This is a genomic window from Paracoccus sp. MC1854 (assembly GCF_014164635.1).
Classification (GTDB): Bacteria; Pseudomonadota; Alphaproteobacteria; order Rhodobacterales; family Rhodobacteraceae; genus Paracoccus.
On record NZ_JACJFU010000001.1, the window covers coordinates 113228 to 134274 of the forward strand.

The window sequence follows — 21047 nt, forward strand, 5'->3', positions numbered from 1 at the left end:
GCATCGATCGAAGTGAACCCGGAAGATGGCCCGCATTGCCTTTATCCTGCTGTGCCACAAGGACCCCAAGGGCATCATCGCCCAGGCCCGGCGGCTGACCGGCTCGGGCGATTTCGTCTCGATCCACTTCGACGCGCGGGCCAACCCGGCCGATTTCGACATGCTCCGCCAGGCGCTGGACGACAACCCTGGGGTGACCTTCGCCACCCGCCGGCTGAAATGCGGCTGGGGTGAATGGTCGCTGGTCGGCGCCACGCTGGAAGCGGTGCGCGCCGCTGTCGCGGCCTTCCCCACCGCCACCCATTTCTACATGCTGTCGGGCGACTGCATGCCGATCAAGTCGGCCGATTACGCGCATGAGTTCCTCGACGCCCATGACCTCGATTACATCGAGAACTTCGACTTCTTCGAAAGCGACTGGATCAAGACCGGCTTCAAGGAAGAACGGTTGATCTACCGTCACTGGTTCAACGAACGCACCCGGAAGCGGCTGTTCTACGGCAGCTATGAATTGCAGAAGCGGCTGGGCCTGAGGCGGCGGGTGCCTTCGGACATCCGGGTGATGATCGGCTCGCAATGGTGGTGCCTGCGCCGCCAGACGATGGAAAAGGTGCTGGCCTTCTGCGACGAGCGCCCGGACGTGGTGCGCTTCTTCCAGACCACCTGGATTCCCGACGAGACCTTCTTCCAGACAATCGTCCCCCATGTCGTGCCGCGCAAGGAAATCCGGCCGCGCACGCTGACCTTCCTGATGTTCACCGACTACGGGATGCCGGTGACCTTCTACAACGACCATTACGACCTGCTGCTGGGGCAGGACTATCTCTTCGCCCGCAAGATCAGCGCCGAGGCGATCGAGCTGCGCGAGCGGCTGGGCGCGCTGTGGAAGGCGCAGGACGTGCAGTTCGCGATCTCGAACGAGGCGGCGGGGCTTTACCGCTTCCTGACCCAGCGTGGCCGCATCGGCCGCCGCTTCGGCCAGCGCTTCTGGGAGGTCGAGGGCTCGCTGGGCCGCGGTCGCACGCTGATCCTGATCGTGGCCAAGAAATGGCATGTGGCCAAGCGCCTGACCGCCGCCATCCGCTGGCACACCGACATCCCTGCGGTGAACTTCCTGTTCAACGAGCTGGACGCCGAACTGCCGGACATGGGCGGGATCGAGACGACGCTGGCCAAGCGCGAGCGTCACCGGCGGGCGCTGGTCAAGATGCTGTTCGTCATGTTCGACCAGCCCAGCATCGCGATCTGCCTCGATCCTTCGGCGCTGGGCCTGGTGCAGGACTTCCTTGGCGACAAGGCGGAAACCCGCCTGCTGCTGATCGAGGTCGATTTCGACGACGACTATGTGCGCGGCCACATCGAGCGGGTGGGGCTGGCCGGGCAGAACAGCGCCCCCCATCAGGTGGACCGCCTGATCCCGGCGGTGCGCAGCGACCTCGAACACGAGGCCGAGCATATCCGCGACCTCGAGATCGAGGGTTTCGAGGCAATCTCGAAGCACAGGGGTGAGCAGGCCAACGCCGCCGCGCTGCGGCGCCTGCTGGGCGTCGATCCCGAGGTTGCCTTGACGCTCGCCCGCACCGATCATCTGTTCGACGACTGAAAGGGCCGCCCATGAGCTATGACGACAGCAACATCTTCGCCCGCATCCTGCGCGGCGAGATCCCGAATGACACCATTGCGGAAAACGACCACGCGCTGGCCTTCCGCGACATCCGCCCGCAGGCGCCGGTCCATGTGCTGGTGATCCCCAAGGGGTCCTATGTCAGCTATGACGACTTCGCCGCCAATGCCTCGGACGCCGAGATCGTGGGCTTCCACCGGCTGGTGGCGCAGGTCGCGAAGTCCGAGGGTCTGTCGCTGGCCGAGGGCAGCGAGGGCTTCCGCGCGATCACCAACGCCGGTCCCCATGGCGTGCAGGAGGTGCCGCATTTCCACCTGCACCTGCTGGGTGGACGCCCGCTGGGGCGGATGCTTCAGGCGGGCTGAGGCGCGCGGGTCAGGGTCAGGAACACTTCCTCCAGATCGGGCTGCTCGGTCGCTACGTCGATCATCGGCACGCCCCCTTGCCGCAGCGCGTCGATGACCTGATGCGCTTCGATCCCGCCCATGGGCCAGGTCAGGGTGATGCGGCCGTCGCGCCGCTGGGCCTCGACGCCCGGCGGCAGGGGCGGCAGCGCGCCGTCCCATGCGCCGGGGTCCACCAGCAGCGTCTTGGCCCCTGCCCGCGACAGCAGGCGTTCGGTCGGCTCCTGCACGATCTTGGCGCCGTGGTTGATGATGGCGATCTCGTCGCACATCTCCTCGGCTTCCTGCAGGTAGTGGGTGGTCAGGATCACCGTCATCCCCTGCGCGTTCAGCTTGCGGACATTGCGCCACAGCATGTCCCGCAGGCCGATGTCCACGCCTGCGGTCGGTTCGTCCAGCACGAGGATGCGCGGGCGGTGAACCAGCGCCTTGGCCAGCAGCAGCCGCCGCTTCATGCCGCCGGACAGGTGGCGCGAATAGCTGTTGGCCTGATCCGACAGGCCGACGAGTTCAAGGATCTCGTCCGTCCAGCGGTCCGCCTTGGGCACGGCGTAAAGCCCCGCCTGCACCTCAAGGCTCGCCCGAGGGGTCAGGAACGGGTCGATGACCAGTTCCTGCGGCATGACGCCGATGGCGGCGCGGGACTGGCGCGGGTTCACGTCCTGATCAAAACCCCAGATCTCGGCCTTGCCCGAGGTCTTGCGGACCAGCCCGGCGAGGATGTTGATCAGCGTCGATTTCCCCGCCCCGTTCGGCCCCAGCAACCCGAAGATCGACCCGCGCGGGACCACCAGATCGACGGCTTTCAGCGCCTCTTTCGCGGGGGCCTCGCCCGAGGCCGCATAGGTCTTGCGAAGCCCGGTCAGGCGGATGGCGGCGTCGGGCGGGGTGAAGGTCTTGGACATGGCGAACCTATGGGCCGCCCGGCTTGCGGCGGGGCGGGGGCTGGCTAGAATGGCCTCCGTTAAACCGGCCTTCCCCCGCCAGCACAAGAGAGCCCCGATGCGCCATCCCGTGACCGAGACCCCGCTGTCCACCAACCAGGACCCGGCCGCCGAGGTGCTGCCTGCGCCGGAAACCGAGGTGGTGACAAGCTGGAAGGTCTCCTGTTCGGGCGACGAGGCGCGAGGCACCGGCCATCCGCTGGTGTGGCTGGCGATCTCGCCCGACACCGGCTGGGTCGATTGCGGCTATTGCGACAAGCGCTTCATCATCGACCGCGACCACGCGGGCGGAGATCACTGAGGGGCCGCGCCTCCGGCAACGGGTGTTTTTTTCTGCCTGAAATACCCCGGGCTTCCGGGCGCCTGGAGAGAAGGCGGATCAGGAAACAGCCATCAAGGCTGCTTCCCCGCTGGATGGCGCCAATGGCGCGTTTTCAGCAAGGAAGGCCACGGCGGTGGTGATCGGGGCAGAGCCCCGCCTGCAACGATGCTGCCAGCACCGCGCCTCAATGATGGGTGCGGCCCTGCCCTGACAGATCATCCGCGCAGCCCGACAAGGGGCTTTCCGTTTCGATCGTGGAATGGCCGATGCCGTAGTCGCGCAACACGGACTTGACCGCCAGCCGGGTGGCATGAGGATCGGCACCCTCGGCGACGACGAGGTGCATCTCGGCTGACATCCGCCGCTCGTCGATCTGCCACAAATGCAGGTGGTGGAGGTCCTCGACGCCTGGCACCGCCCTGATCGCGTCCCGCAGGGCCGAGTCGTCCACATGGGCCGGCGCGCCCAGCATCAGCATCCGCAGGATGGGGCCGAGGTCGCCCCGGATGTGCCACAGGATCACGACTGAGATCAGGATCGTCAGGATCGGGTCCGCGATGCGCCAGCCGAAGACCAGGATCAGCGCCCCGCCCACCAGCACCGCCACCGACACGCCCGCGTCGGCCAGGTTGTGCAGCCAGGCCGCGCGAATGTTCACGCTTTCCTTCGCCAGCCGCGCCGTCAGCAGCGCGGTTCCGATGTCGACCACCAGCGCCAGCCCGGCCAGCGCCATCACCAGCCCGCCCACGACCTCCGGCGGGTCGGCCAGACGGACGAGCGCCTCGATCATCAGCCAGATCGACACGGCGATCAGCGCGAGGTAGTTGACGAAGGCCGCCACGATTTCGGCCCGGCCCCAGCCGAAGCTCATTGCCGGGCTCGGCTTTCGGGCGGCAAGCCTGCGCGCCCCGAAGGCCAGCACCAGCGCCAGCGCGTCGGACAGGTTGTGTACCCCGTCCGCCACCAGCGCGGTGGAATCCGCCGCGAGCCCCCCGATGATCTGCACTGCCGTCAGCCCAAGGTTGATGACGACTGCCCACAGCAGAGCGCGGTCCCCCAGCCCCTCGTCGTGGGAGTGGGCGTGGCCCGCGTGGTGACCGTGTGCGTGATCATGCGGCATTCGCGCTTACCGTGAACTCGGGACCGGGGCCCTGCCCCGCTCGCTACTTCGTAGCCTTTTCCGCTAAAAGCAGTCCACCGGACTCAGCTGGCGAGAAAACAGCCATGACGGCTGTTTTCTGATCCCCCTCCTGCCCGGGCGCTCGGAGGCCAGAGATGTTTGAACGAAGAAGAAAACGAGCCTGAGGCGCAAGCGAACCGGCATCAATGCGCCTCGGCCCAGGTGCGGCCCGAGCCTGCGTCCACTACCAGCGGCACGGACAGGTGGACTGCCGGGATGTGAGCGTTCTCCATGATCTCGCGGGCAGTCGCGATCAGCGGATCGACGGCGGAGTCCTCGGCCTCGAAGACGAGTTCGTCGTGGACTTGCAGCAGCATCCGCGCGGACAGGCCCTCGATGGCCTTGGGCATGCGGATCATGGCGCGGCGGATGATGTCGGCGGCAGTGCCTTGGATCGGCGCGTTGATCGCCGCGCGGCGCGCGCCCGCGGCGGCGGGACCGGAGGACGAGATGCCCGGCGTGTGGATGCGCCGCCCGAACAGGGTGCGGACGGCGCCTTGGGCCTTCGCCTCGCGCGTGGTGCGGTCCATGTAGGCGCGGATTTCCGGGAAGCGTTTGAAATAGGTGTCGATGAACTCCTGCGCCTCGGCCCGCGGGATGCGCAGGTTGCGCGACAGGCCGAAGGAGGAGATGCCGTAGATCACGCCAAAGTTGATGGCTTTGGCCCTGCGGCGGATCATCGGGTCCATGCCTTCCACCGGCACGCCGAACATCTGGCTGGCCGTCATCGCGTGGATGTCGATGCCTTCAGAAAACGCTTGCTTCAGTGCCGGGATGTCGGCCATGTGGGCAAGGATTCGCAGTTCGATCTGGCTGTAGTCGAGGCTGACGAGCTTGCGCCCCTCGGGCGCGATGAAGGCCTCCCGGATGCGGCGGCCCTCCTCGGTCCTGACGGGGATATTCTGCAGGTTCGGGTCGGTGGATGCGAGCCGCCCTGTCGCGGCCCCGGCGATGGAATAGCTGGTGTGGACGCGCCCCGTTTCCGGGTTCACGAAGGTCGGCAGCGCGTCGGTATAGGTCGATTTCAGCTTCGACATGGCCCGCCAGTCGAGGATCTTCGCGGGAAGCTCATGCCCTTCGGCGGCGAAATCCTCCAGCACGTCGGCGCTGGTGGAAAGCGCCCCCGACTTGCCCGCCTTGGTCCCGGCCAGCCCCATCTGGTTGAACAGGATGTCCCCCAACTGCTTGGTCGAGCCGAGGTTGAACCTGGTCCCCGCCAGCGCATGGGCCTCGTCCTCAAGCTGCGCCATCTTCTGGGCGAAGGCTCCCGACATTCGGTTCAGGTGCTGCGAGTCGATCTCGACCCCGGCCATCTCCATGCCCGCCAGAACCTCGATCATCGGGCGTTCCAGCGTCTCGTAGACGGTCGTGACCTGCGCGGCTGGAAGCTGCGGCTTGAAATGCTGCCAGAGGCGCCACGTCACCTCGGCATCCTCGGCAGCATAGCGAGCAGCCTTGTCGATTGGCACCTGCGCAAAGGTGATCTGGCTTTTGCCCGCGCCGATCAGTTCCTTGATGGGCTGGCAGCGGTGGCCGAGATAGGTGCTCGCCAACTCGTCCATGCCGTGGTTGTGCAGCGCCGCGTTCAGCGCATAGCTGAGCAGCATGGTATCATCGACCGGCCTCATCCCGATGCCGTGGCGGGCAAGGATCTTCCAGTCATATTTGGCATTGTGCAGGATCTTGAGGATCGCGGGGTCTTCCAGCATCGGCTTCAGAAGCGCCAGCGCCTCCTCCATCGGGATCTGGCCTTCCGACTTCGCGCCGCCGCCGAACAGGTCCGCCGTGCCCTCGACATGGCCCAGCGGGATATAGGCGGCCATGCCGACCTCGGGACACAGCGAGACGCCGACCAGTTCCGCCTGCATCTCGTCAAGGCTGGTCGTTTCCGTATCCACCGCGACCACGCCCTTCTGCCGGATGGCGTCGAGCCACTGGCGCAGCGTGTCCATGTCGCGGATGGTGACGTAGCTTTCGCAGTTCAGCGGCGGGAACTGCGGCGCGGTGGGAGCAACCGCTTCCGTAGGCGCAGGCGCGACCGGCTCGGGCGGGGAGGCCTTGAAGCGTTCCGCCACGCGGTTCGTGAGCGTGCGGAACTCCATCTGGTTGAGGAAGTCCATCAGCACGGCGGGGTCAGGGTCCTGAACCTCCAGCGTCGCCATGGCGAAGTCGATGGGCGTCTGGCAGTCGAGTTCCACCAGTTGCTTGGAGATGCGGATCTGTTCGGCATGATCGATCAGGGTCTGGCGGCGCTTGGGCTGCTTGATCTCCTCGGCGCGCTCCAGCAGCGTCTCAAGGTCGCCGTATTCGTTGATGAGTTGCGCGGCCGTCTTGATGCCGATGCCCGGCGCGCCCGGCACGTTGTCCACGGGATCGCCTGCCAGCGCCTGCACGTCGGCCACCCGTTCGGGGAAGACGCCGAACTTCTCGAACACCCCGTCACGGTCGATGGGCTTGCCCTTGATCGGGTCCAGCATCTCGACCCCCTCGCCCACAAGCTGCATCAGGTCCTTGTCGGAACTGATGATGGTCACGCGCCCGCCCAGTTCCCGCGCCTGGCAGGACAGCGTGGCGATGATGTCGTCGGCTTCGTAGTCGCGGATCTCGATGCAGGCGAGATTGAAGGCGCGGGTGGCGTCCCGCGTCAGCGGGAACTGGGGGCGCAATTCCTCGGGCGGTTCGGGGCGGTTGGCCTTGTAGTCGCCGTAGATCTCGTTGCGGAAGGTTTTCGAGGAATGGTCGAAGATCACCGCCGCATGGGTCGGCGCATCCGGCCCTCGCGCGTCGTTGATGTATTTCCAGATCATGTTGCAGAAGCCCGCGACGGCGCCTACCGGCAGCCCGTCGGACTTGCGCGTCAAGGGCGGCAGCGCGTGAAAGGCGCGAAAGATGAAGGCCGATCCGTCGATCAGATGCAGGTGGCTGCCCTTGCCGAAGCCTTCGTCGTTCATCGCTGTCCCTTCTCGCACCCGGCCGTTCTGCCACGCCGCCCGCCTCCGCGTAAACGGCCCGCTTGCAGATGGGGGCTTGAGGCCGCGGCGTCCAGCGCGGCATCGGTATGCGACGGCATACCGATTGCGGAACCGGCCAGATGGTCCTAGAAGGCCGCCAACCATTGCCCAGTCGCAGAGGATCGCCATGACCGACACCCGCACCGAAACCGACAGCTTCGGCCCGCTGGACGTTCCGTCCGACCGTTACTGGGGGGCGCAGACGCAGCGTTCACTTGGAAACTTCAAGATCGGCTGGGAAAGGCAGCCCACGGCCATCGTGCGCGCGCTGGGCGTGGTCAAGCAGGCCGCAGCCCAGGTCAACATGGCAACCGGCAAGCTGGACACCCGGATCGGCGAGGCGATGGTGCAGGCCTCGCAAGAGGTGATCGAGGGCAAGCTGGACGACCACTTCCCGCTGGTCGTCTGGCAGACCGGCTCGGGCACCCAGTCGAACATGAACGCGAACGAGGTCATCTCGAACCGCGCCATCGAGATCCTGGGCGGCGAGATCGGCTCGAAAAAGCCGGTCCATCCGAACGACCACGTCAACATGGGCCAGTCGTCGAACGACACCTTCCCCAGCGCGATGCATGTCGCCATCGGCATGGTCGCCCGCGACGTGCTGCTGCCGGGGCTGGATCATCTCGCCAAGGCGCTGGAAGCCAAGCGCGACGAGTTCAAGGACATCATCAAGATCGGCCGCACCCATACGCAGGACGCCACCCCCCTGACCCTGGGGCAGGAATTCGGCGGCTACGCCCACCAGGTCCGCATGGGGATCGAGCGCGTGAAGCTCACCCTGCCCCACATCTACGAACTCGCGCAGGGCGGCACGGCGGTCGGCACCGGGCTGAACACGAAGAAGGGATGGGACACGGCCATGGCGGCCGAGATCGCGAAGATCACCGGCCTGCCCTTCGTCACCGCGCCCAACAAGTTCGAGGCGCTGGCCGCCCATGACGCGATGGTCTTCTTCCACGGCGCGCTGAAGACCGTGGCGGTCAGCCTCTACAAGATCGCCAACGACCTGCGGCTGCTGGGCTCCGGCCCCCGCTCGGGTCTGGGCGAACTGATCCTGCCGGAAAACGAGCCCGGTTCCTCGATCATGCCGGGCAAGGTGAACCCGACCCAGGCCGAGGCGCTGACCATGGTCTGCGCCCATGTCATGGGCAACGACGCGGCCGTGGGCTTCGCCGGCAGCCAAGGGCATTTCGAGTTGAACGTCTACAACCCGATGATGTCCTACAACGTGCTGCAGTCCATGCAGCTTCTGGGCGACGCGGCGGTTTCCTTCACCGACAACATGGTTGTGGGCACTCAGGCCAATGTCGAGCGCATCGGGAAGCTGATGAAGGAAAGCCTCATGCTGGTGACGGCGCTGGCCCCGACCATCGGCTATGACAACGCCACCAAGGTCGCCAAGACCGCCCACAAGAACGGCACCACCCTGCGGGAGGAGGCCGTCGCACTGGGCTTCGTGGACGAGGAGACCTTCGACCGCGTGGTGCGCCCCGAGCAGATGATCGGCCCTGAGGACTGATTCTTCCCACTCGACCTAGGGCGCGCGGGCCGGTCTCGCGCGCCTTTTGCATGTCCTGTTCCACCGCCTCGAGTCGGGCTATGATCCGGCCATGACGCAGATCATCAATCTCAGCCGAGCCCGCAAAGACAAGGCCCGCGCCGACAAGCGCCGGCAGGGCGATGCCAATGCCGCGAGGCACGGCCGCACCAAAGCCGAGCGCCTGCGCGACGAGGCCGAGGCGGAACGCGCCGCCCTCAGCCTCGACCGGCACCGCCGCGATGACGATTGAGCTGCCGCCGCTGACCCCTCCGCTCAAGCGGTCCGTCACCATCGACGGCCATGCTACCAGCGTCAGCCTTGAGGACGCCTTCTGGCGTGCCGCCACTGATGCCGCCGCCGCACGCGGCATGACCCGCGCCCAACTGATCGCCGCCATCGACCACGCCCGCCCGCCCGAGGTGGGGCTGGCGACCGCCATCCGGCTGTTCCTGTTTGCCCAGCTTGCGCCAGCCCCGCCCGGTGACTAGAAACCGCGCCACAGCGAAATGAGAGGATCTCATGGCAGGCCATTCCAAATGGGCCAACATCCAGCATCGCAAGGGCAAGCAGGACAAGCTGCGGTCCAAGCTGTTCAGCAAACTGGCCAAGGAAATCACCGTCGCCGCCAAGATGGGCGACCCCGACCCCGACAAGAACCCGCGCCTGCGCCTTGCGGTGAAGGAAGCCAAGTCGAGTTCCGTCCCCAAGGACGTGATCGACCGCGCCATCAAGAAGTCGATGGGCGGCGACGCCGAGAGCTACGAGGAAATCCGCTACGAGGGCTATGGCCCGAACGGCGTGGCGATCATCGTCGAGGCGATGACGGACAACCGCAACCGCACCGCCTCGAACGTCCGGTCCTATTTCACCAAGCACGGCGGCGATCTTGGCCAGACCGGCTCGGTCAGCTTCATGTTCGACCGGGTGGGCGAGATCATGTATCCCGCATCCGCCGGTGACGCCGACACGGTGATGATGGCGGCGCTGGAGGCAGGTGCCTCGGACGTGGAAAGCGACGAGGAAGGCCACTGGATCTATACCTCGGACAGCGATCTGGCCGAGGTCTCGGCGGCGCTCGAGGCGTCCCTGGGCGAATCCGAATCCGCCAAGCTGATCTGGAAGCCGCAGGCTCCGGCCGAGGTGGCCGACCTCGACCACGCCCAGAAGCTGATGAAGCTGATCGACACGCTGGAGGACGACGACGACGTCCAGAACGTGACAGGGAACTTCGACCTGACCGAAGAGGTCGCGGCGCAGCTCGGCTGAACCGCCAGAAGCAACCGCGGCGGCGCCTCCGGGCGCCGCTTTTTCGTACGAGGCTACAGGATGATCTTTCAAGGCGCCTCGGCGGCGTCCTTTTTGTCGGGCCTCGGCATCGGGCTGTCCCTAATCGTCGCCATCGGCGCCCAGAACGCCTTTGTGCTGAAACAGGGGCTGCTGCGGCAGCACGTCTTCGCGGTCTGCCTGTTCTGCGCCGCCTCGGACGCGGCGCTGATTGCCGCAGGCGTGGCGGGCGCGGGCGCCATTGCCCGCAACGCGCCTTGGTTCCTGGCCGCGATGCGCTGGGGCGGGGCGGCGTTCCTGATCTGTTACGGCTTCCGCTCGGCCCGCGCCGCATGGCGGGGCGGTGATACCCTGCAGGCGCAGGGCGCGGCCGCGCCGTCCCTTGCCGCGACGCTTTCCACCATCGCGGCGCTGACATGGCTGAACCCGCATGTCTGGCTGGATACGGTCGTGCTGCTGGGGTCCGTCTCGGCGATCCAGCCCGACCGGATGGCCTTTGCGCTGGGGGCGATGAGCGGGTCTTTCCTGTTCTTCTTCTCGCTTGGCTACGGAGCGCGTCTGTTGGCACCCCTTTTCGCGCGTCCGGTCGCCTGGCGCATCCTTGATGCAGGCGTGGCGCTGGTCATGTGGACGATCGCCGCGACGCTGATCCTAGGCGGTTGAAATCACGCTGCCCTGACCGGCCGCGTCGCCCTTGCGTCACGCTCGCATGGGTATTTGGGCCAGAAAGAAGCCCCTGGAGCCAAGGCGAAGAGGCCAGGAAAACGTCTCGGGCGTCTTCTTTCTGGTCCAAATACCCATTCAACCGTCCAGCAAACGCCACGATCCGGTTTCAGCCCCTGGCCTTCGGCGGGGCCGACAGTCGCGCCAGAACCCCGGCGCGCGTCACCCGCCCGCCGCCCCCGACGGGCAGCGCCTCGGCCCCGGCGAGTGCCGCCATGACATCGCGTGCTGGAAGATCGGGGGACAGCGGGGCGCCCCCCGCCTCGCCCGGCTCGGAGAGGTCGGCGGCCGTCAGGACGGCCAGCGGGTCCATGTGGGCCACGAACTCGGCGACATAGGGACTTGCGGGATTGCGGGTGATGTCGCGGGGGGTTCCGACCTGGACGATGCGCCCGCCTTCCATCAGGGCGATCCGGTCGCCCAGCTTGAAGGCCTCGTCAAGGTCGTGGCTGACGAAGATGATCGTGCGCTGCAGCCGCTTCTGCATCGCCAGCAGGTCGTCCTGCAGCCGGGTGCGGATGAGCGGATCGAGCGCCGAGAAAGGCTCGTCCATCAGCAGGATCGGCGCGCGGGTGGCGAAGGCGCGGGCAAGGCCCACGCGCTGCTGCATCCCCCCCGACAGGTCGCTGACGCGACGGTCGGCCCATTCCGAAAGGCCGACGGTCTCCAGCTCCTCATCCACGCGCGCCCGGCGCTGGGCGCGGGACTGGCCCGCCAGTTCCAGCCCCAGCCCCACGTTCTCGTGCACCGTCCGCCAAGGCAGCAGGCCGAACTGCTGGAAGACCATCGACACATGGCACAGGCGGATCGTCTGCAGCGTTTCCTTGTCCGCGCGGGTGACGCTGGTCATGCCCTGCCCCATGCGGATGCGGACATCGCCCCGCACCACCGGGTTCAGCCCGTTCACCGCCCGCAGCAGCGTGGACTTGCCCGATCCCGACAGGCCCATGAGCACGAGGATCTCGCCCTCGGCCACGGTCAGGGAACAGTCATGCGCGCCGAGGACCTGGCCCGTCGCCTCGCGGATGGCGCCGCGATCCAGGCCTTCGTCGGCAAGCGGCAGCGCGCGTTCGGGCTTGTCTCCGAAGACGATGGAGACGCGGTCGAACTCGACCGCCGCGCGCGAGGCGGGGGTCATCGCTCCTTCTCCCGCCGAGGAGCGGCCAGCATCCGGTCGAGGATAATGGCCACCACCACGATCACGAAGCCCGATTCGAACCCCAGCGCGGTGTTCACGCTGTTGAGCGCCCGGACCACCGGGACGCCCAGCCCCGCCGCCCCGACCAGTGCCGCGATGACGACCATGGACAGCGACAACATGATCGTCTGGTTCAGCCCTGCCATGATCTGCGGCAGGGCGCTGGGCAGTTCGACCTTCCACAGAAGCTGACGGGGGGTGGCGCCGAAGGCCCGGGCGGCCTCGACCAGCGCCTTGGGGGTGGATGCGATTCCCAGCCGCGTAAGCCGGATCGGCGCGGGCAGCACGAAGATCACCGTGGCGATCAGGCCGGGCACCGTGCCGATGCCGAAGAAGACGATGGCCGGGATCAGGTAGACAAAGGTCGGCAGCGTCTGCATCAGGTCCAGAAGCGGCTGGATATAGCGATAAAGCCGGGGCCGGTGGGCCAGCGCGATGCCGATGGGCACGCCCACCGCCATGCAGACGACGCCCGCCGACAACACCAGCGTCAGCGACTGCATGGTAGCGTCCCAGTAGCCTTGGTTGAGGATGAACAGGAAACCGACCGCCACCCACAGGCAGACCCGCCAACTGCGCCGCAGCACCCAGGCCAGCACCACGGCCAGCGCGGTGAAGACCAGCGGATGCGGCAGTTCCAGAATCGTCTCGATCCCGGCGATCAGGCGGTCCAGCACCGCCGACACCGCGTCGAACAGGGGTGCCGCGTTCAGCTTGAGCCAGTCGAAGGCCCTGCGCGCGGTCTGGCCGACCGGCAGCTTGGTGTCGGTCAGCAGGTCGGTCAGCCAGTCCATCTCAGCCGTCCAGCGCCTCGTTCAATGCCGCCAGCGCGTCGCCGCCATCCACGGTGGTGACGCCCTCCAGCCACAGGGTCGCGGCGTCGCGGTTCTCGTCCAGCCAATCCCGCGCGGCGCGCCCGGGTTCCTTTCCTTCGTCAAGGATGGCCGACATGATCTGGTTTTCCATCTCCAGCGTGAAGGACAGGTTCTGCAGGAAAAGCCCCACGTTCGGGCATTCGGCGATATAGCCTGCCCGCGTGTTGGTGCGGACTTCGGCGCCGCCCAGGTCGGGGCCGAAGACCTCGTCGCCGCCGGGCAGGTAGGTCATGTCGAAGCGGGCGTTCATCGGATGCGGCTCCCACCCGAGGAAGACGATGGGCTTGGCATCCGCATCGGCGCGGGCGACCTGGGCCAGCATCCCCTGCTCGCTCGATTCCACGATCTCGAAGGTGCCGAGGCCGAACCTGTCCTCGGCCACCATCTCAAGCAGCAGGCGGTTGCCGTCGTTGCCCGGCTCGATCCCGTAGATCCTGCCGTCCAGCGCGTCGCGGTTGGCCGCGATCGAGGCGAAGTCGGTGATCCCGGCCTGAACCCCGGCGCTGTTGGTGGCGAGCGTGTATTTCGCGCCCGTCAGGTTGGTGCGGACCGTGTCCACCGTCCCGGCCTCGGCATAGGGGCGCAGGTCGGCGGCCATCGAAGGGTGCCAGTAGCCTAGGAACACGTCGAGGTCGTCGGTGGACAGCGCCGTGTAGGTCACGGGGACGGACAGCACCCGCACCTCGGTCTCGTAGCCCAAAGCCTCCAGCAGGGTGGTCGCAAGCCCCGTTGTGGCCGAGATGTCTGTCCAGCCTACGTCCGAGAAACGGACGGTGCCGCAGCTTTCCGGCTCGGCCGCGGTGGCCATGGCGGGCAATGCGGCGGCCAGCGCCAGCAGCGCCTTGTGGAAGGTCATGGACTTCTCCTTCTTTGTCGCCGGCGCGTTTGTTGATTGACGGGTCAATCAAGCCGGGCTACCCTTGCGGCCACTTGGGTGATTCTGCCGAGGGGTCAGTTATGCCCAAAACCGGGGCCGAGGCCAGTCGAAAGGCTGCGCTGGTCGATGCCGCCATTGCCGCCGTCGGGCGTTCGGGCACCCAGGATGTCACCGTGGCGAAGATCGCGCGCGAGGCGGGAATGTCGCCGGCGCTGGCGCATCATTACTTCGGGTCGAAATCGCAGATGCTGGTGGCCGCGATGCGGCATATCCTTGCGATCTACGGCCAGAAGGTCCGGGCGGCGCTGGCGTCCTTTCCGCCCGGGGAAAGGGCCGAAGCGATCGTCGCCGCAAGCCTCGACGAGACGCATTTCGACAAGGACACCACGGCGGCCTGGCTGAACTTCTATGCGCTGGCGCTGTCGGAACCCGAGGCCGGGCGGCTTCTGGCCATCTATCACCGACGGCTCAGGTCGAACCTGGTCCATGCGCTGCGGCCCCGCGCGGCCGAGCAGGCGGAGCGGGTGGCCGAGACGCTGGGGGCGCTGATCGACGGGGTCTACCTGCGCGCCGTCATCGACAGGCAGGGGCCGGAGCCGGCGCAGGCCCATGCGATGGTGCGGCGCTGGCTGGACGAGGCCCTGCAGGGAAGCTGACGACTACCTGCGCCATTTGTCGAGGCTGACGACTTCGGCCCCACCGGGCGGCGGCGGTTCGGGCTCGGCGGCCGGCTGGCCGGGGGCCGCCCCTTCCTCATCGTCCTCGTCCTCGGCGTCCTGGGTTTCGAAGCGCAGGCCGAATTCGACCGAGGGGTCCACGAAGGTCCGCACCGAATCGAACGGGATATACAGCGGTTCGGGCGAGCTGCCGAAGTTCAGCGTGACCGAGAATCCTTCGGGCGTGACGCGCAGGTTCTCGAACCAGTGCTGGATGACGATGGTCATTTCCTCGGGGTAACGTTCGCGCAGCCAGCCAGCCATCTCGACGCCCTCGTCGCGGGTGTCGAAGGTAATGAAGAAATGATGCTCTCCGGGCAGGCCGTCCTGGGCGACGCCATGCAGGACATCGACGATCACGCCCTGCAGCGCGCGGTGCATCATCCCCCCATAGTCGATCTCGCCTGCCATGAACGTCTCCTGCTCGTATCGCGTCAGCATAGGGATGCGCCGGGGATTGAAAAGCCCATGACGCACAACCGGCGAAAGATCGCGAAGGGAAGGAAGGAGAGGGGAAAGTGGCGCGGTTGACGGGGCTCGAACCCGCGACCCCCGGCGTGACAGGCCGGTACTCTAACCAACTGAGCTACAACCGCGCATTGTCCCGTGGCGATCGATGGTGGTGGCGCGGTTGACGGGGCTCGAACCCGCGACCCCCGGCGTGACAGGCCGGTACTCTAACCAACTGAGCTACAACCGCCCGAACCACTCCCAGATCGCCTCTGGGGTGCGGGGGGTTTACGCAGCCCCGCGCATGAGGTCAAGCGCAATAACGGGGGATCAGAGCGGGCGGGCAAAAAAGAAGAAACCCCGCGCGGTGGCGGGGTTCTTCCGGGCAAGGGGCGCCGGTGTGGGACGCCCCTGTCCCTGTCGTCAGTTGCTGCCGGCGGTATAGGGCGGCAGGTTCTGGATCTGGTCGACGGGGGTGCCGACATAGGCTTCCAGATCGCCCGCGGCAGTGCGCTGGAACGAGATCTGGTCAAGCGGATAGGCCACCTGACGCTCGCCGATGCCGAGGAAGCCGCCGACCGCGACGATGGCGGTGTTGGTCGCCGCGTCAAAGGCGTCGATCTCGCCGATCTCGTCATAGTCGGCGCCATCGGGGGCAAAGACCTGCAGCCCGTCCAGCCCCTGGTTCGTCACCTCGACCGGATCGACCAGCGTATAGCCTTCGCGCACGACGATGTCGGTCGCCATGACCGGGGCGACGGCAACCGCGGTGCCGCTTGCGACACCCGTTACCACGCTGCCCGGCACGCCGTCACCGGCAAGCGCGGGATCGGCGCCGGTGACGTTCACCGCGGCCTCGCCCTGCTGGACCTCGACATTGGCCTGGCCGGCTTCCTGGACCTCGACGTTCGGGGCCGGGGCCTCGCCCACGCTGACCTGCGCCTCGCCCGTCTGCTCGACGTTGACGCTGGCCTCGTTCTGGCGGATCTCGACCTGAGCGGCATCGGCGCGGGTGACGTTCACCACCGGCTCGGCATCGGTCACGTTGACATTGGCCTCGGCGCCCTCGACCACGACGCGGGGCTGCGGCTGGACGAAGGAGACGACCGGCTCGGGCGTCTCGACCGTCACGACCGGCTCGGTCTCGCCGATACGGACCTCGGGATCGGCCAGCGCCACCGAGACGACAGGCTGCGGGATGTTCACGGTCACGGTCGGCTCGGCCTGCGTCACGGTGATGGTCGGGGCGCATTGCTGGACCTCGACCTGCGGCGGGGCCTGGGTGACGGTGACGGTCGGCTCGGGCTGCTCAACGGTGACCTGGGGCGCGGCCTGGGTGACCTGGACCTCGGGCGTGGGCACCTCGACGTTCACGGTCGGCTCGGCCTGCTCGACGATCACCTGGCCGCCCGGGACGGCGACGGCCGCGGGATCGGTGACCGCCGCCGGGTCGGTTGCGGGGGCATCGGTGGCTGTCTGCGCCATGGCGCCCGCCGCGGCAAAGGACAGTACTGCGGCCGTGCCCAGAAGCTGCTTGATGAGCATGAAGGTTCCTTTCGTCTTTTTTATAAGTGCCCGCCGGTGTCTCAGGCATCGGGGTCACAACCCCACGATCTGGCGCAGGTTCCCACCGGAACGAAAAGGGCGCCCCGGATGGGACGCCCTGATTGCCTGCGCGGACTGGCTCAGCGCATGACGGTGGTGGTGTCGAAATCGGGCAGCGCCTCAAGCTCCTCGCGGGTGTAGTTGGTCGCGAAGAAGGCGTCATCGCCGATCTGCACGAAGTGCAGCGCGTCCGGGTCCAGCAGCACCGACTTGGCCCCGAGGCCGAGGAAGCCGCCGATGTCGGCGACATAGCCCACGATGTTGTTCTGCGGGTCCACGACGATGTCGTTCACCTGGGCGATGTCGGTCCATTCAGCCGGGCGTTCGGTCATGGTGCCGGTCTGCCAGGCGGTCGAGGACGGCTGGTTGGTGGTCCAGATCCGGCGGTTCATGATCCACGAGCCGAGCATGCCGGGGTTGTCGGCCGACATCACCGCCGTCCCTGCGGCGGTGGCGGTGGTCTGATCTGTGGCCATGGCGCCGGTCGTCGTGGTGGTCATCGTGTCGGTCATCGTGGCCATGCCGCCGGTCGCGGTCGTATCCGCGGGCACCGTTGTGGTGGCCGCGGTGGTAGCCGTCGTGTCGGCGCCCGTGGTCATTGCCGCATCGGTTGCGTCCTCGGCCCGGTCGGCGGCATCCTCGGCCACGTCGGCGGTCCCGGTCGTCATCGTCGAATCAAGGGCGTTCTCAGCCGAATCGGCAGCGTCCTCGATCCGGTCACCGGCAGCCGCAGCGGCATCGCCGGTGGCCGTGGCGGCGTTGTCCAGCGCGGTGGCGGCAGTGGTGTCGGTAGTCGTGGTCGTGGTGGTGTCGGTGGCGGTCTGCGCCATCGCGAAGCCCGTCAGGGCAAGAGACGAAGTGGCGGCGAGAAGCAGAGCTTTCATCGGTGACGTCCTTCTTTTGTCCAAATCAGCCGGGATCGCTTTGCGTCCCCGGTCTGGCGCTCCAACGTCCGTTGCTTGGCCCGCGTTCCCGGCTGCTCATCAAGTGGTTGTCAGCGGCACGGCGGGCTGATCCGTCCGCCGCAGACGGCGCCCGGTGCGCCCGTGGTCCCTGGCCCCGAGGTGGGCAGCCCCCGCAGCACCCGCGCGGCGAGCCAGGCAAAGGCCTGCGCCTCGATCATGTCGCCATCTAGCCCGACATCCTCGACCGGGCGGACGGGCAGGCCGCAGCGGTCCGCCAGCGCCCGCATCATGGCGGCGTTGTGACGCCCGCCGCCGCAGACCAGAACCGAGGCCGGGCGCGAGGGCAGCAGCCCCAGCCCCGCCGCCACCGCCGCCGCCGCCGTGTGGGTCAGGGTCGCCGCCGCATCCGCGTCCTCCATCTGGGCGACGGCCGGGGCCAGCATGGCGAAAGAGTCACGGTCCAACGACTTGGGCGCAGGGCGGGCGAAATAAGGGTGGCGCAGAAAGTCCAAGATCAGTGATTCTCGGGGATTGCCTTGGGCGGCAAGCGCGCCGCCCTCGTCGCGCGGAACGCCGCGCCGCGCCCGTATCAGGTCGTTCAGCGGCGCGTTCGCCGGGCCGGTGTCGAAGGCCACGCAGGCTTTCAGCGGGTCAGGGTTGCGCGGGTCGCACCAGGTCAGGTTGCCGACCCCGCCAAGGTTCAGGAACACCACCGGCTCAGGCGAAAGCCGCCCCTGCCCCACTGCCCAGCGGGCCAGCGCATGATGGAAGAAGGGCGCGAGCGGCGCACCCTCACCGCCCTGCCGCACGTCCTCGGTGCGGAAGTCCCAGACGGTGCGGCGGCCCGTAGCGCGGGCGAGTTCCCAGCCTTGCCCAGCCTGATGGGTGCGCCCGGCGCCCGGATCATGGGCGAGCGTCTGCCCGTGATAGCCGATCAGATCCGCCTCGGGGAAATCCGCCGCCAGCGCCGCATGGGCCCGCACCGACAGGGCCGCCGCCTCGGCCACCCCCGGCTCTCCCGGCCAGCGGCGCAGCGCGGCGTGCAGGACCTCCGCCTCCTCCGCCGAATAGGCGCGATAACCCACTCGCCCGAAGCCGAAGATCGCCTCGCCGTCAGTGTCTAGCACCGCCGCGTCCACCCCGTCCAGCGAGGTGCCCGACATCATCCCCAGGACCAGCATCCGCCTTTTCTTCCCCTCGTGCCCCGGCGGCTGTATAGGCGGGCCGAGTAGAAGGAAAAAGCCGATGACCTACCGTCCGAAGTCCGAGTTCCTGACCGTCATGACGGAACGCGGCTATCTGGCCGACTGCACCGACCTGCAGGCGCTGGATGACGCTTTGATCGAGGGTCCGGTCACGGCCTATATCGGCTATGACGCGACGGCGGCGAGCCTGCACGTCGGCCACCTTCTGAACATCATGATGCTGCGCTGGTTCCAGAAGACCGGGAACAAGCCGATTACCCTGATGGGCGGCGGCACGACCAAGGTGGGCGACCCTTCGTTCCGCTCCGAGGAACGCCCGCTGCTGGACGACGCCGCGATCCAGTCGAACATCGACGGGATGCAGCGGGTCTTCGCCCGCTATCTCGACTATGGCAGCGACGCGGCGATGATGCTGAACAACGCCGAGTGGCTGGACGGGCTGAACTATCTCGACTTCCTGCGCGACATCGGGCGGCATTTCTCGGTCAACCGGATGCTGTCCTTTGAATCGGTGAAGTCGCGGCTAGACCGGGAACAGAGCCTGTCCTTCCTCGAATTCAACTACATGATCCTGCAGGCCTACGACTTCCTTGAACTCTACCGCCGTTACGGCTGCAGGTTGCAGATGGGCGGGTCGGACCAGTGGGGCAACATCGTCAACGGGATCGACCTGACGCGCCGGGTGCTGGATTCGGAAATCTGGGGCCTGACCTCGCCGCTGCTGACGACCTCGGACGGGCGCAAGATGGGCAAGTCGGCGGGGGGCGCGGTCTGGCTGAACGGCGCGATGCTGTCGCCTTACGAGTTCTGGCAGTTCTGGCGCAACACCACCGACGCCGACGTGGGCCGCTTCCTCAAGCTCTACACCGAGCTTCCGGTGGCCGAGTGCGAGCGGCTGGGCACGTTGCAGGGCCAGGCGATCAACGACGCCAAGATCGTGCTGGCGAACGAGGTCACGACCTTGCTGCACGGCGCCGAGGCTGCGGCCTCCGCCCAGGCGACCGCCCACGAAGTCTTCGAACAGGGCGGCACCGGCGTCGATCTGGAACTGGTCGCCATGCCGGCCGCGGCCTTTGAAGGAGGTCTGTCGGTCGTCCAGATGCTGGCGCAGACGGGACTGACGGCTTCGGGAAAAGAGGCCAAGCGCTTGATCGCCGAAGGGGGCCTGCGGCTGAACAACGACGTCGTGGCCGACCCGCAGCGGATGCTGTCCGCCGAGGAAATCGGCGCGGGCATGAAGGTCAGCCTCGGCCGGAAGAAGCACCGGATGCTGCGGATCGTCGGATGACATCCCCGCGCCCGGACATCCTCTGCGTCGGCGCGGTGCTGTGGGACGTAATCGGCCGCAGCCCCGCACCGATGGCTCCGGGCGCGGACGTGCCGGGCCGCATCCGCCATGTGCCGGGCGGCGTGGCGCTGAACGTGGCTGTTGCCTTGGCTGCACGGGGGCAATCCGTGGCCGTGCTGGGCGCAGTCGGCACCGATCCCGAGGGCGACGCGCTGCTGGCCGCCGTGCGCGCCTTGGGGGTCGCCACTGACTGGATGCAGCGCCTGCCCGACTGGCCGACCGACGTGTATATGGCGATCGAGGACAGCCACGGCCTGATCGCCGCCATCGCCGACGCCCATTCGCTGGAAGCCGCCGGCGGCCGGGTGCTGGCCCCCTTGCGCGACGGCACCTTCGGCTCGGCCGAGGCGCCGTGGCACGGAACGGTGGTGATCGACGGCAACCTGACCGTGCCGCAGCTTGAAGCCATCGCATCCGACCCCACCCTGCGCCAGGCCGACCTGCGCGTGGTCCCGGCCAGCCCCGGCAAGGCCGAACGCCTTGCGCCCTTGCTGGGGTTGGATCACGTCACCCTCTACCTCAACCGCGCCGAGGCCGAGACGCTGGCGGGCCACCCCTGCGCGGGCGCGGCCGAGGCCGCCTCTGCCGTGGTGACGCGCGGCGCGTCCCGCGTTCTGGTCACTGACGGCGCCCGCCCTGCTGCCTGCGCCATGCGCGGGGCCGAAGTGCTGACGCAACAGCCGCCCCCCGTCACCATCGCCCGCGTGACCGGCGCAGGCGACTGCTTCATGGCCGCGCATATGGTGGCCGAACGCGCGGGCGCCGACCGCGCCACCGCTCTGGACGCTGCAATTCTTGCCGCCGCCGCCCATGTCTCGGGCGAAGGACCATGA

Annotated in this window: 21 protein-coding genes and 2 tRNA genes; 11 read left to right on the plus strand and 12 right to left on the minus strand. The window is 67.5% G+C overall.

What is annotated here, in order from left to right:
* Positions 1-25: 25 nt before the first annotated feature.
* Together H5395_RS00555 and H5395_RS00560 are read left to right on the plus strand one after the other, a co-directional pair.
* Positions 26-1603, plus strand: a complete 1578-nt coding sequence (locus H5395_RS00555) for a DUF5928 domain-containing protein (protein WP_182790578.1) — start codon at positions 26-28, stop codon at positions 1601-1603.
* An 11-nt stretch (positions 1604-1614) separates the two neighbouring features.
* On the plus strand, positions 1615-1989 hold the full coding sequence (locus H5395_RS00560) for an HIT domain-containing protein (protein ID WP_182790579.1): 375 nt from the start codon (positions 1615-1617) through the stop codon (positions 1987-1989).
* Here the strand turns inward: H5395_RS00560 and H5395_RS00565 are convergent.
* A complete protein-coding gene (locus tag H5395_RS00565) occupies positions 1977-2933 on the minus strand; it encodes an ABC transporter ATP-binding protein (protein ID WP_182790580.1) in 957 nt (318 codons plus the stop codon). The two genes, H5395_RS00560 and H5395_RS00565, sit on opposite strands and share 13 nt — an antisense overlap.
* A gap of 97 nt (positions 2934-3030) precedes the next feature.
* On the opposite strand from H5395_RS00565, the gene H5395_RS00570 reads away from it, so the two are divergent.
* A complete protein-coding gene (locus tag H5395_RS00570; RefSeq protein ID WP_182790833.1) occupies positions 3031-3273 on the plus strand; it encodes a zinc-finger domain-containing protein in 243 nt (80 codons plus the stop codon).
* A gap of 205 nt (positions 3274-3478) precedes the next feature.
* On the opposite strand, the gene H5395_RS00575 is transcribed toward H5395_RS00570, so the two are convergent.
* The gene (locus H5395_RS00575; RefSeq protein ID WP_182790581.1) at positions 3479-4414 is read right to left on the minus strand and encodes a cation diffusion facilitator family transporter; all 936 of its coding nucleotides are present in this window, start codon (positions 4412-4414) and stop codon (positions 3479-3481) included.
* A gap of 203 nt (positions 4415-4617) precedes the next feature.
* Complete coding sequence (polA, locus tag H5395_RS00580) at positions 4618-7425, minus strand: DNA polymerase I (RefSeq protein WP_182790582.1); 2808 nt, start codon at positions 7423-7425, stop codon at positions 4618-4620.
* A gap of 187 nt (positions 7426-7612) precedes the next feature.
* On the opposite strand from polA, the gene fumC reads away from it, so the two are divergent.
* The 5 genes from fumC to H5395_RS00605 all read left to right on the plus strand — a co-directional run bounded on the left by fumC (position 7613) and on the right by H5395_RS00605 (position 10975).
* The gene (gene fumC / locus H5395_RS00585) at positions 7613-9007 is read left to right on the plus strand and encodes a class II fumarate hydratase (RefSeq protein ID WP_182790583.1); all 1395 of its coding nucleotides are present in this window, start codon (positions 7613-7615) and stop codon (positions 9005-9007) included.
* A gap of 91 nt (positions 9008-9098) precedes the next feature.
* Entirely contained in the window at positions 9099-9278 is a 180-nt protein-coding gene (locus tag H5395_RS00590) for a DUF4169 family protein (RefSeq protein WP_182790584.1), read from the plus strand.
* Positions 9268-9516 (plus strand): ribbon-helix-helix domain-containing protein, encoded by a 249-nt coding sequence (locus H5395_RS00595; RefSeq protein ID WP_182790585.1) that lies wholly within the window; start codon positions 9268-9270, stop codon positions 9514-9516. The genes H5395_RS00590 and H5395_RS00595 overlap by 11 nt, the downstream gene beginning before the upstream one ends.
* A 31-nt stretch (positions 9517-9547) precedes the next feature.
* Entirely contained in the window at positions 9548-10294 is a 747-nt protein-coding gene (locus tag H5395_RS00600) for a YebC/PmpR family DNA-binding transcriptional regulator (RefSeq protein ID WP_182790586.1), read from the plus strand.
* 60 nt (positions 10295-10354) lie between these two features.
* On the plus strand, positions 10355-10975 hold the full coding sequence (locus tag H5395_RS00605; protein WP_182790587.1) for a LysE/ArgO family amino acid transporter: 621 nt from the start codon (positions 10355-10357) through the stop codon (positions 10973-10975).
* Positions 10976-11144: 169 nt separating this feature from the next.
* Here the strand turns inward: H5395_RS00605 and choV are convergent, their stop codons facing one another.
* From choV to choX, 3 genes are read right to left on the minus strand one after another with little or no spacing between them, the layout of a single operon-like run.
* Positions 11145-12173, minus strand: coding sequence for a choline ABC transporter ATP-binding protein (choV, locus tag H5395_RS00610; RefSeq protein ID WP_182790588.1), 1029 nt, complete (start codon positions 12171-12173; stop codon positions 11145-11147).
* Positions 12170-13027: a choline ABC transporter permease subunit gene (gene choW / locus H5395_RS00615; protein ID WP_182790589.1), complete on the minus strand. Its 858-nt coding sequence runs from the start codon at positions 13025-13027 to the stop codon at positions 12170-12172. Before choW ends, choV begins: the two co-directional genes overlap by 4 nt.
* 1 nt (position 13028) lies before the next feature.
* Positions 13029-13964 carry a choline ABC transporter substrate-binding protein gene (gene choX, locus H5395_RS00620; RefSeq protein WP_182790590.1) on the minus strand — a complete coding sequence of 312 codons (936 nt, stop codon included), beginning with the start codon at positions 13962-13964 and terminating at the stop codon, positions 13029-13031.
* Positions 13965-14065: 101 nt separating this feature from the next.
* On the opposite strand from choX, the gene betI reads away from it, so the two are divergent.
* Entirely contained in the window at positions 14066-14641 is a 576-nt protein-coding gene (gene betI, locus H5395_RS00625) for a transcriptional regulator BetI (RefSeq protein ID WP_182790591.1), read from the plus strand.
* 3 nt (positions 14642-14644) lie between these two features.
* Here betI and H5395_RS00630 read toward each other — a convergent pair whose 3' ends face one another.
* From H5395_RS00630 to H5395_RS00655, 6 genes are all read right to left on the minus strand, one after another.
* A complete protein-coding gene (locus H5395_RS00630) occupies positions 14645-15112 on the minus strand; it encodes an SspB family protein (RefSeq protein WP_182790592.1) in 468 nt (155 codons plus the stop codon).
* 108 nt (positions 15113-15220) lie between these two features.
* Positions 15221-15297 (minus strand) — tRNA-Asp (locus H5395_RS00635).
* 27 nt (positions 15298-15324) lie between these two features.
* Positions 15325-15401 (minus strand) — tRNA-Asp (locus H5395_RS00640).
* Between the two features lie 173 nt (positions 15402-15574).
* Positions 15575-16696, minus strand: a complete 1122-nt coding sequence (locus H5395_RS00645; RefSeq protein WP_182790593.1) for a hypothetical protein — start codon at positions 16694-16696, stop codon at positions 15575-15577.
* 140 nt (positions 16697-16836) lie between these two features.
* Positions 16837-17640, minus strand: a complete 804-nt coding sequence (locus H5395_RS00650; RefSeq protein WP_182790594.1) for a PRC-barrel domain-containing protein — start codon at positions 17638-17640, stop codon at positions 16837-16839.
* Between the two features lie 110 nt (positions 17641-17750).
* Entirely contained in the window at positions 17751-18842 is a 1092-nt protein-coding gene (locus tag H5395_RS00655) for an anhydro-N-acetylmuramic acid kinase (protein WP_182790595.1), read from the minus strand.
* Positions 18843-18906: 64 nt separating this feature from the next.
* On the opposite strand from H5395_RS00655, the gene tyrS reads away from it, so the two are divergent.
* Positions 18907-20154 (plus strand): tyrosine--tRNA ligase, encoded by a 1248-nt coding sequence (gene tyrS, locus H5395_RS00660; RefSeq protein WP_182790596.1) that lies wholly within the window; start codon positions 18907-18909, stop codon positions 20152-20154.
* Positions 20151-21047 carry a PfkB family carbohydrate kinase gene (locus tag H5395_RS00665; RefSeq protein WP_182790597.1) on the plus strand — a complete coding sequence of 299 codons (897 nt, stop codon included), beginning with the start codon at positions 20151-20153 and terminating at the stop codon, positions 21045-21047. The genes tyrS and H5395_RS00665 overlap by 4 nt, the downstream gene beginning before the upstream one ends.

Bases quoted from the DNA above. Each gene is read 5' to 3' on its own strand.
- H5395_RS00555 (WP_182790578.1), top strand. From the start codon at position 26: ATGGCCCGCATTGCCTTTATCCTGCTGTGCCACAAGGACCCCAAGGGC.
- H5395_RS00560 (WP_182790579.1), top strand. From the start codon at position 1,615: ATGAGCTATGACGACAGCAACATCTTCGCCCGCATCCTGCGCGGCGAG.
- H5395_RS00565 (WP_182790580.1), bottom strand. From the start codon at position 2,933: ATGTCCAAGACCTTCACCCCGCCCGACGCCGCCATCCGCCTGACCGGG.
- H5395_RS00570 (WP_182790833.1), top strand. From the start codon at position 3,031: ATGCGCCATCCCGTGACCGAGACCCCGCTGTCCACCAACCAGGACCCG.
- H5395_RS00575 (WP_182790581.1), bottom strand. From the start codon at position 4,414: ATGCCGCATGATCACGCACACGGTCACCACGCGGGCCACGCCCACTCC.
- polA (WP_182790582.1), bottom strand. From the start codon at position 7,425: ATGAACGACGAAGGCTTCGGCAAGGGCAGCCACCTGCATCTGATCGAC.
- fumC (WP_182790583.1), top strand. From the start codon at position 7,613: ATGACCGACACCCGCACCGAAACCGACAGCTTCGGCCCGCTGGACGTT.
- H5395_RS00590 (WP_182790584.1), top strand. From the start codon at position 9,099: ATGACGCAGATCATCAATCTCAGCCGAGCCCGCAAAGACAAGGCCCGC.
- H5395_RS00595 (WP_182790585.1), top strand. From the start codon at position 9,268: ATGACGATTGAGCTGCCGCCGCTGACCCCTCCGCTCAAGCGGTCCGTC.
- H5395_RS00600 (WP_182790586.1), top strand. From the start codon at position 9,548: ATGGCAGGCCATTCCAAATGGGCCAACATCCAGCATCGCAAGGGCAAG.
- H5395_RS00605 (WP_182790587.1), top strand. From the start codon at position 10,355: ATGATCTTTCAAGGCGCCTCGGCGGCGTCCTTTTTGTCGGGCCTCGGC.
- choV (WP_182790588.1), bottom strand. From the start codon at position 12,173: ATGACCCCCGCCTCGCGCGCGGCGGTCGAGTTCGACCGCGTCTCCATC.
- choW (WP_182790589.1), bottom strand. From the start codon at position 13,027: ATGGACTGGCTGACCGACCTGCTGACCGACACCAAGCTGCCGGTCGGC.
- choX (WP_182790590.1), bottom strand. From the start codon at position 13,964: ATGACCTTCCACAAGGCGCTGCTGGCGCTGGCCGCCGCATTGCCCGCC.
- betI (WP_182790591.1), top strand. From the start codon at position 14,066: ATGCCCAAAACCGGGGCCGAGGCCAGTCGAAAGGCTGCGCTGGTCGAT.
- H5395_RS00630 (WP_182790592.1), bottom strand. From the start codon at position 15,112: ATGGCAGGCGAGATCGACTATGGGGGGATGATGCACCGCGCGCTGCAG.
- H5395_RS00645 (WP_182790593.1), bottom strand. From the start codon at position 16,696: ATGCTCATCAAGCAGCTTCTGGGCACGGCCGCAGTACTGTCCTTTGCC.
- H5395_RS00650 (WP_182790594.1), bottom strand. From the start codon at position 17,640: ATGAAAGCTCTGCTTCTCGCCGCCACTTCGTCTCTTGCCCTGACGGGC.
- H5395_RS00655 (WP_182790595.1), bottom strand. From the start codon at position 18,842: ATGCTGGTCCTGGGGATGATGTCGGGCACCTCGCTGGACGGGGTGGAC.
- tyrS (WP_182790596.1), top strand. From the start codon at position 18,907: ATGACCTACCGTCCGAAGTCCGAGTTCCTGACCGTCATGACGGAACGC.
- H5395_RS00665 (WP_182790597.1), top strand. From the start codon at position 20,151: ATGACATCCCCGCGCCCGGACATCCTCTGCGTCGGCGCGGTGCTGTGG.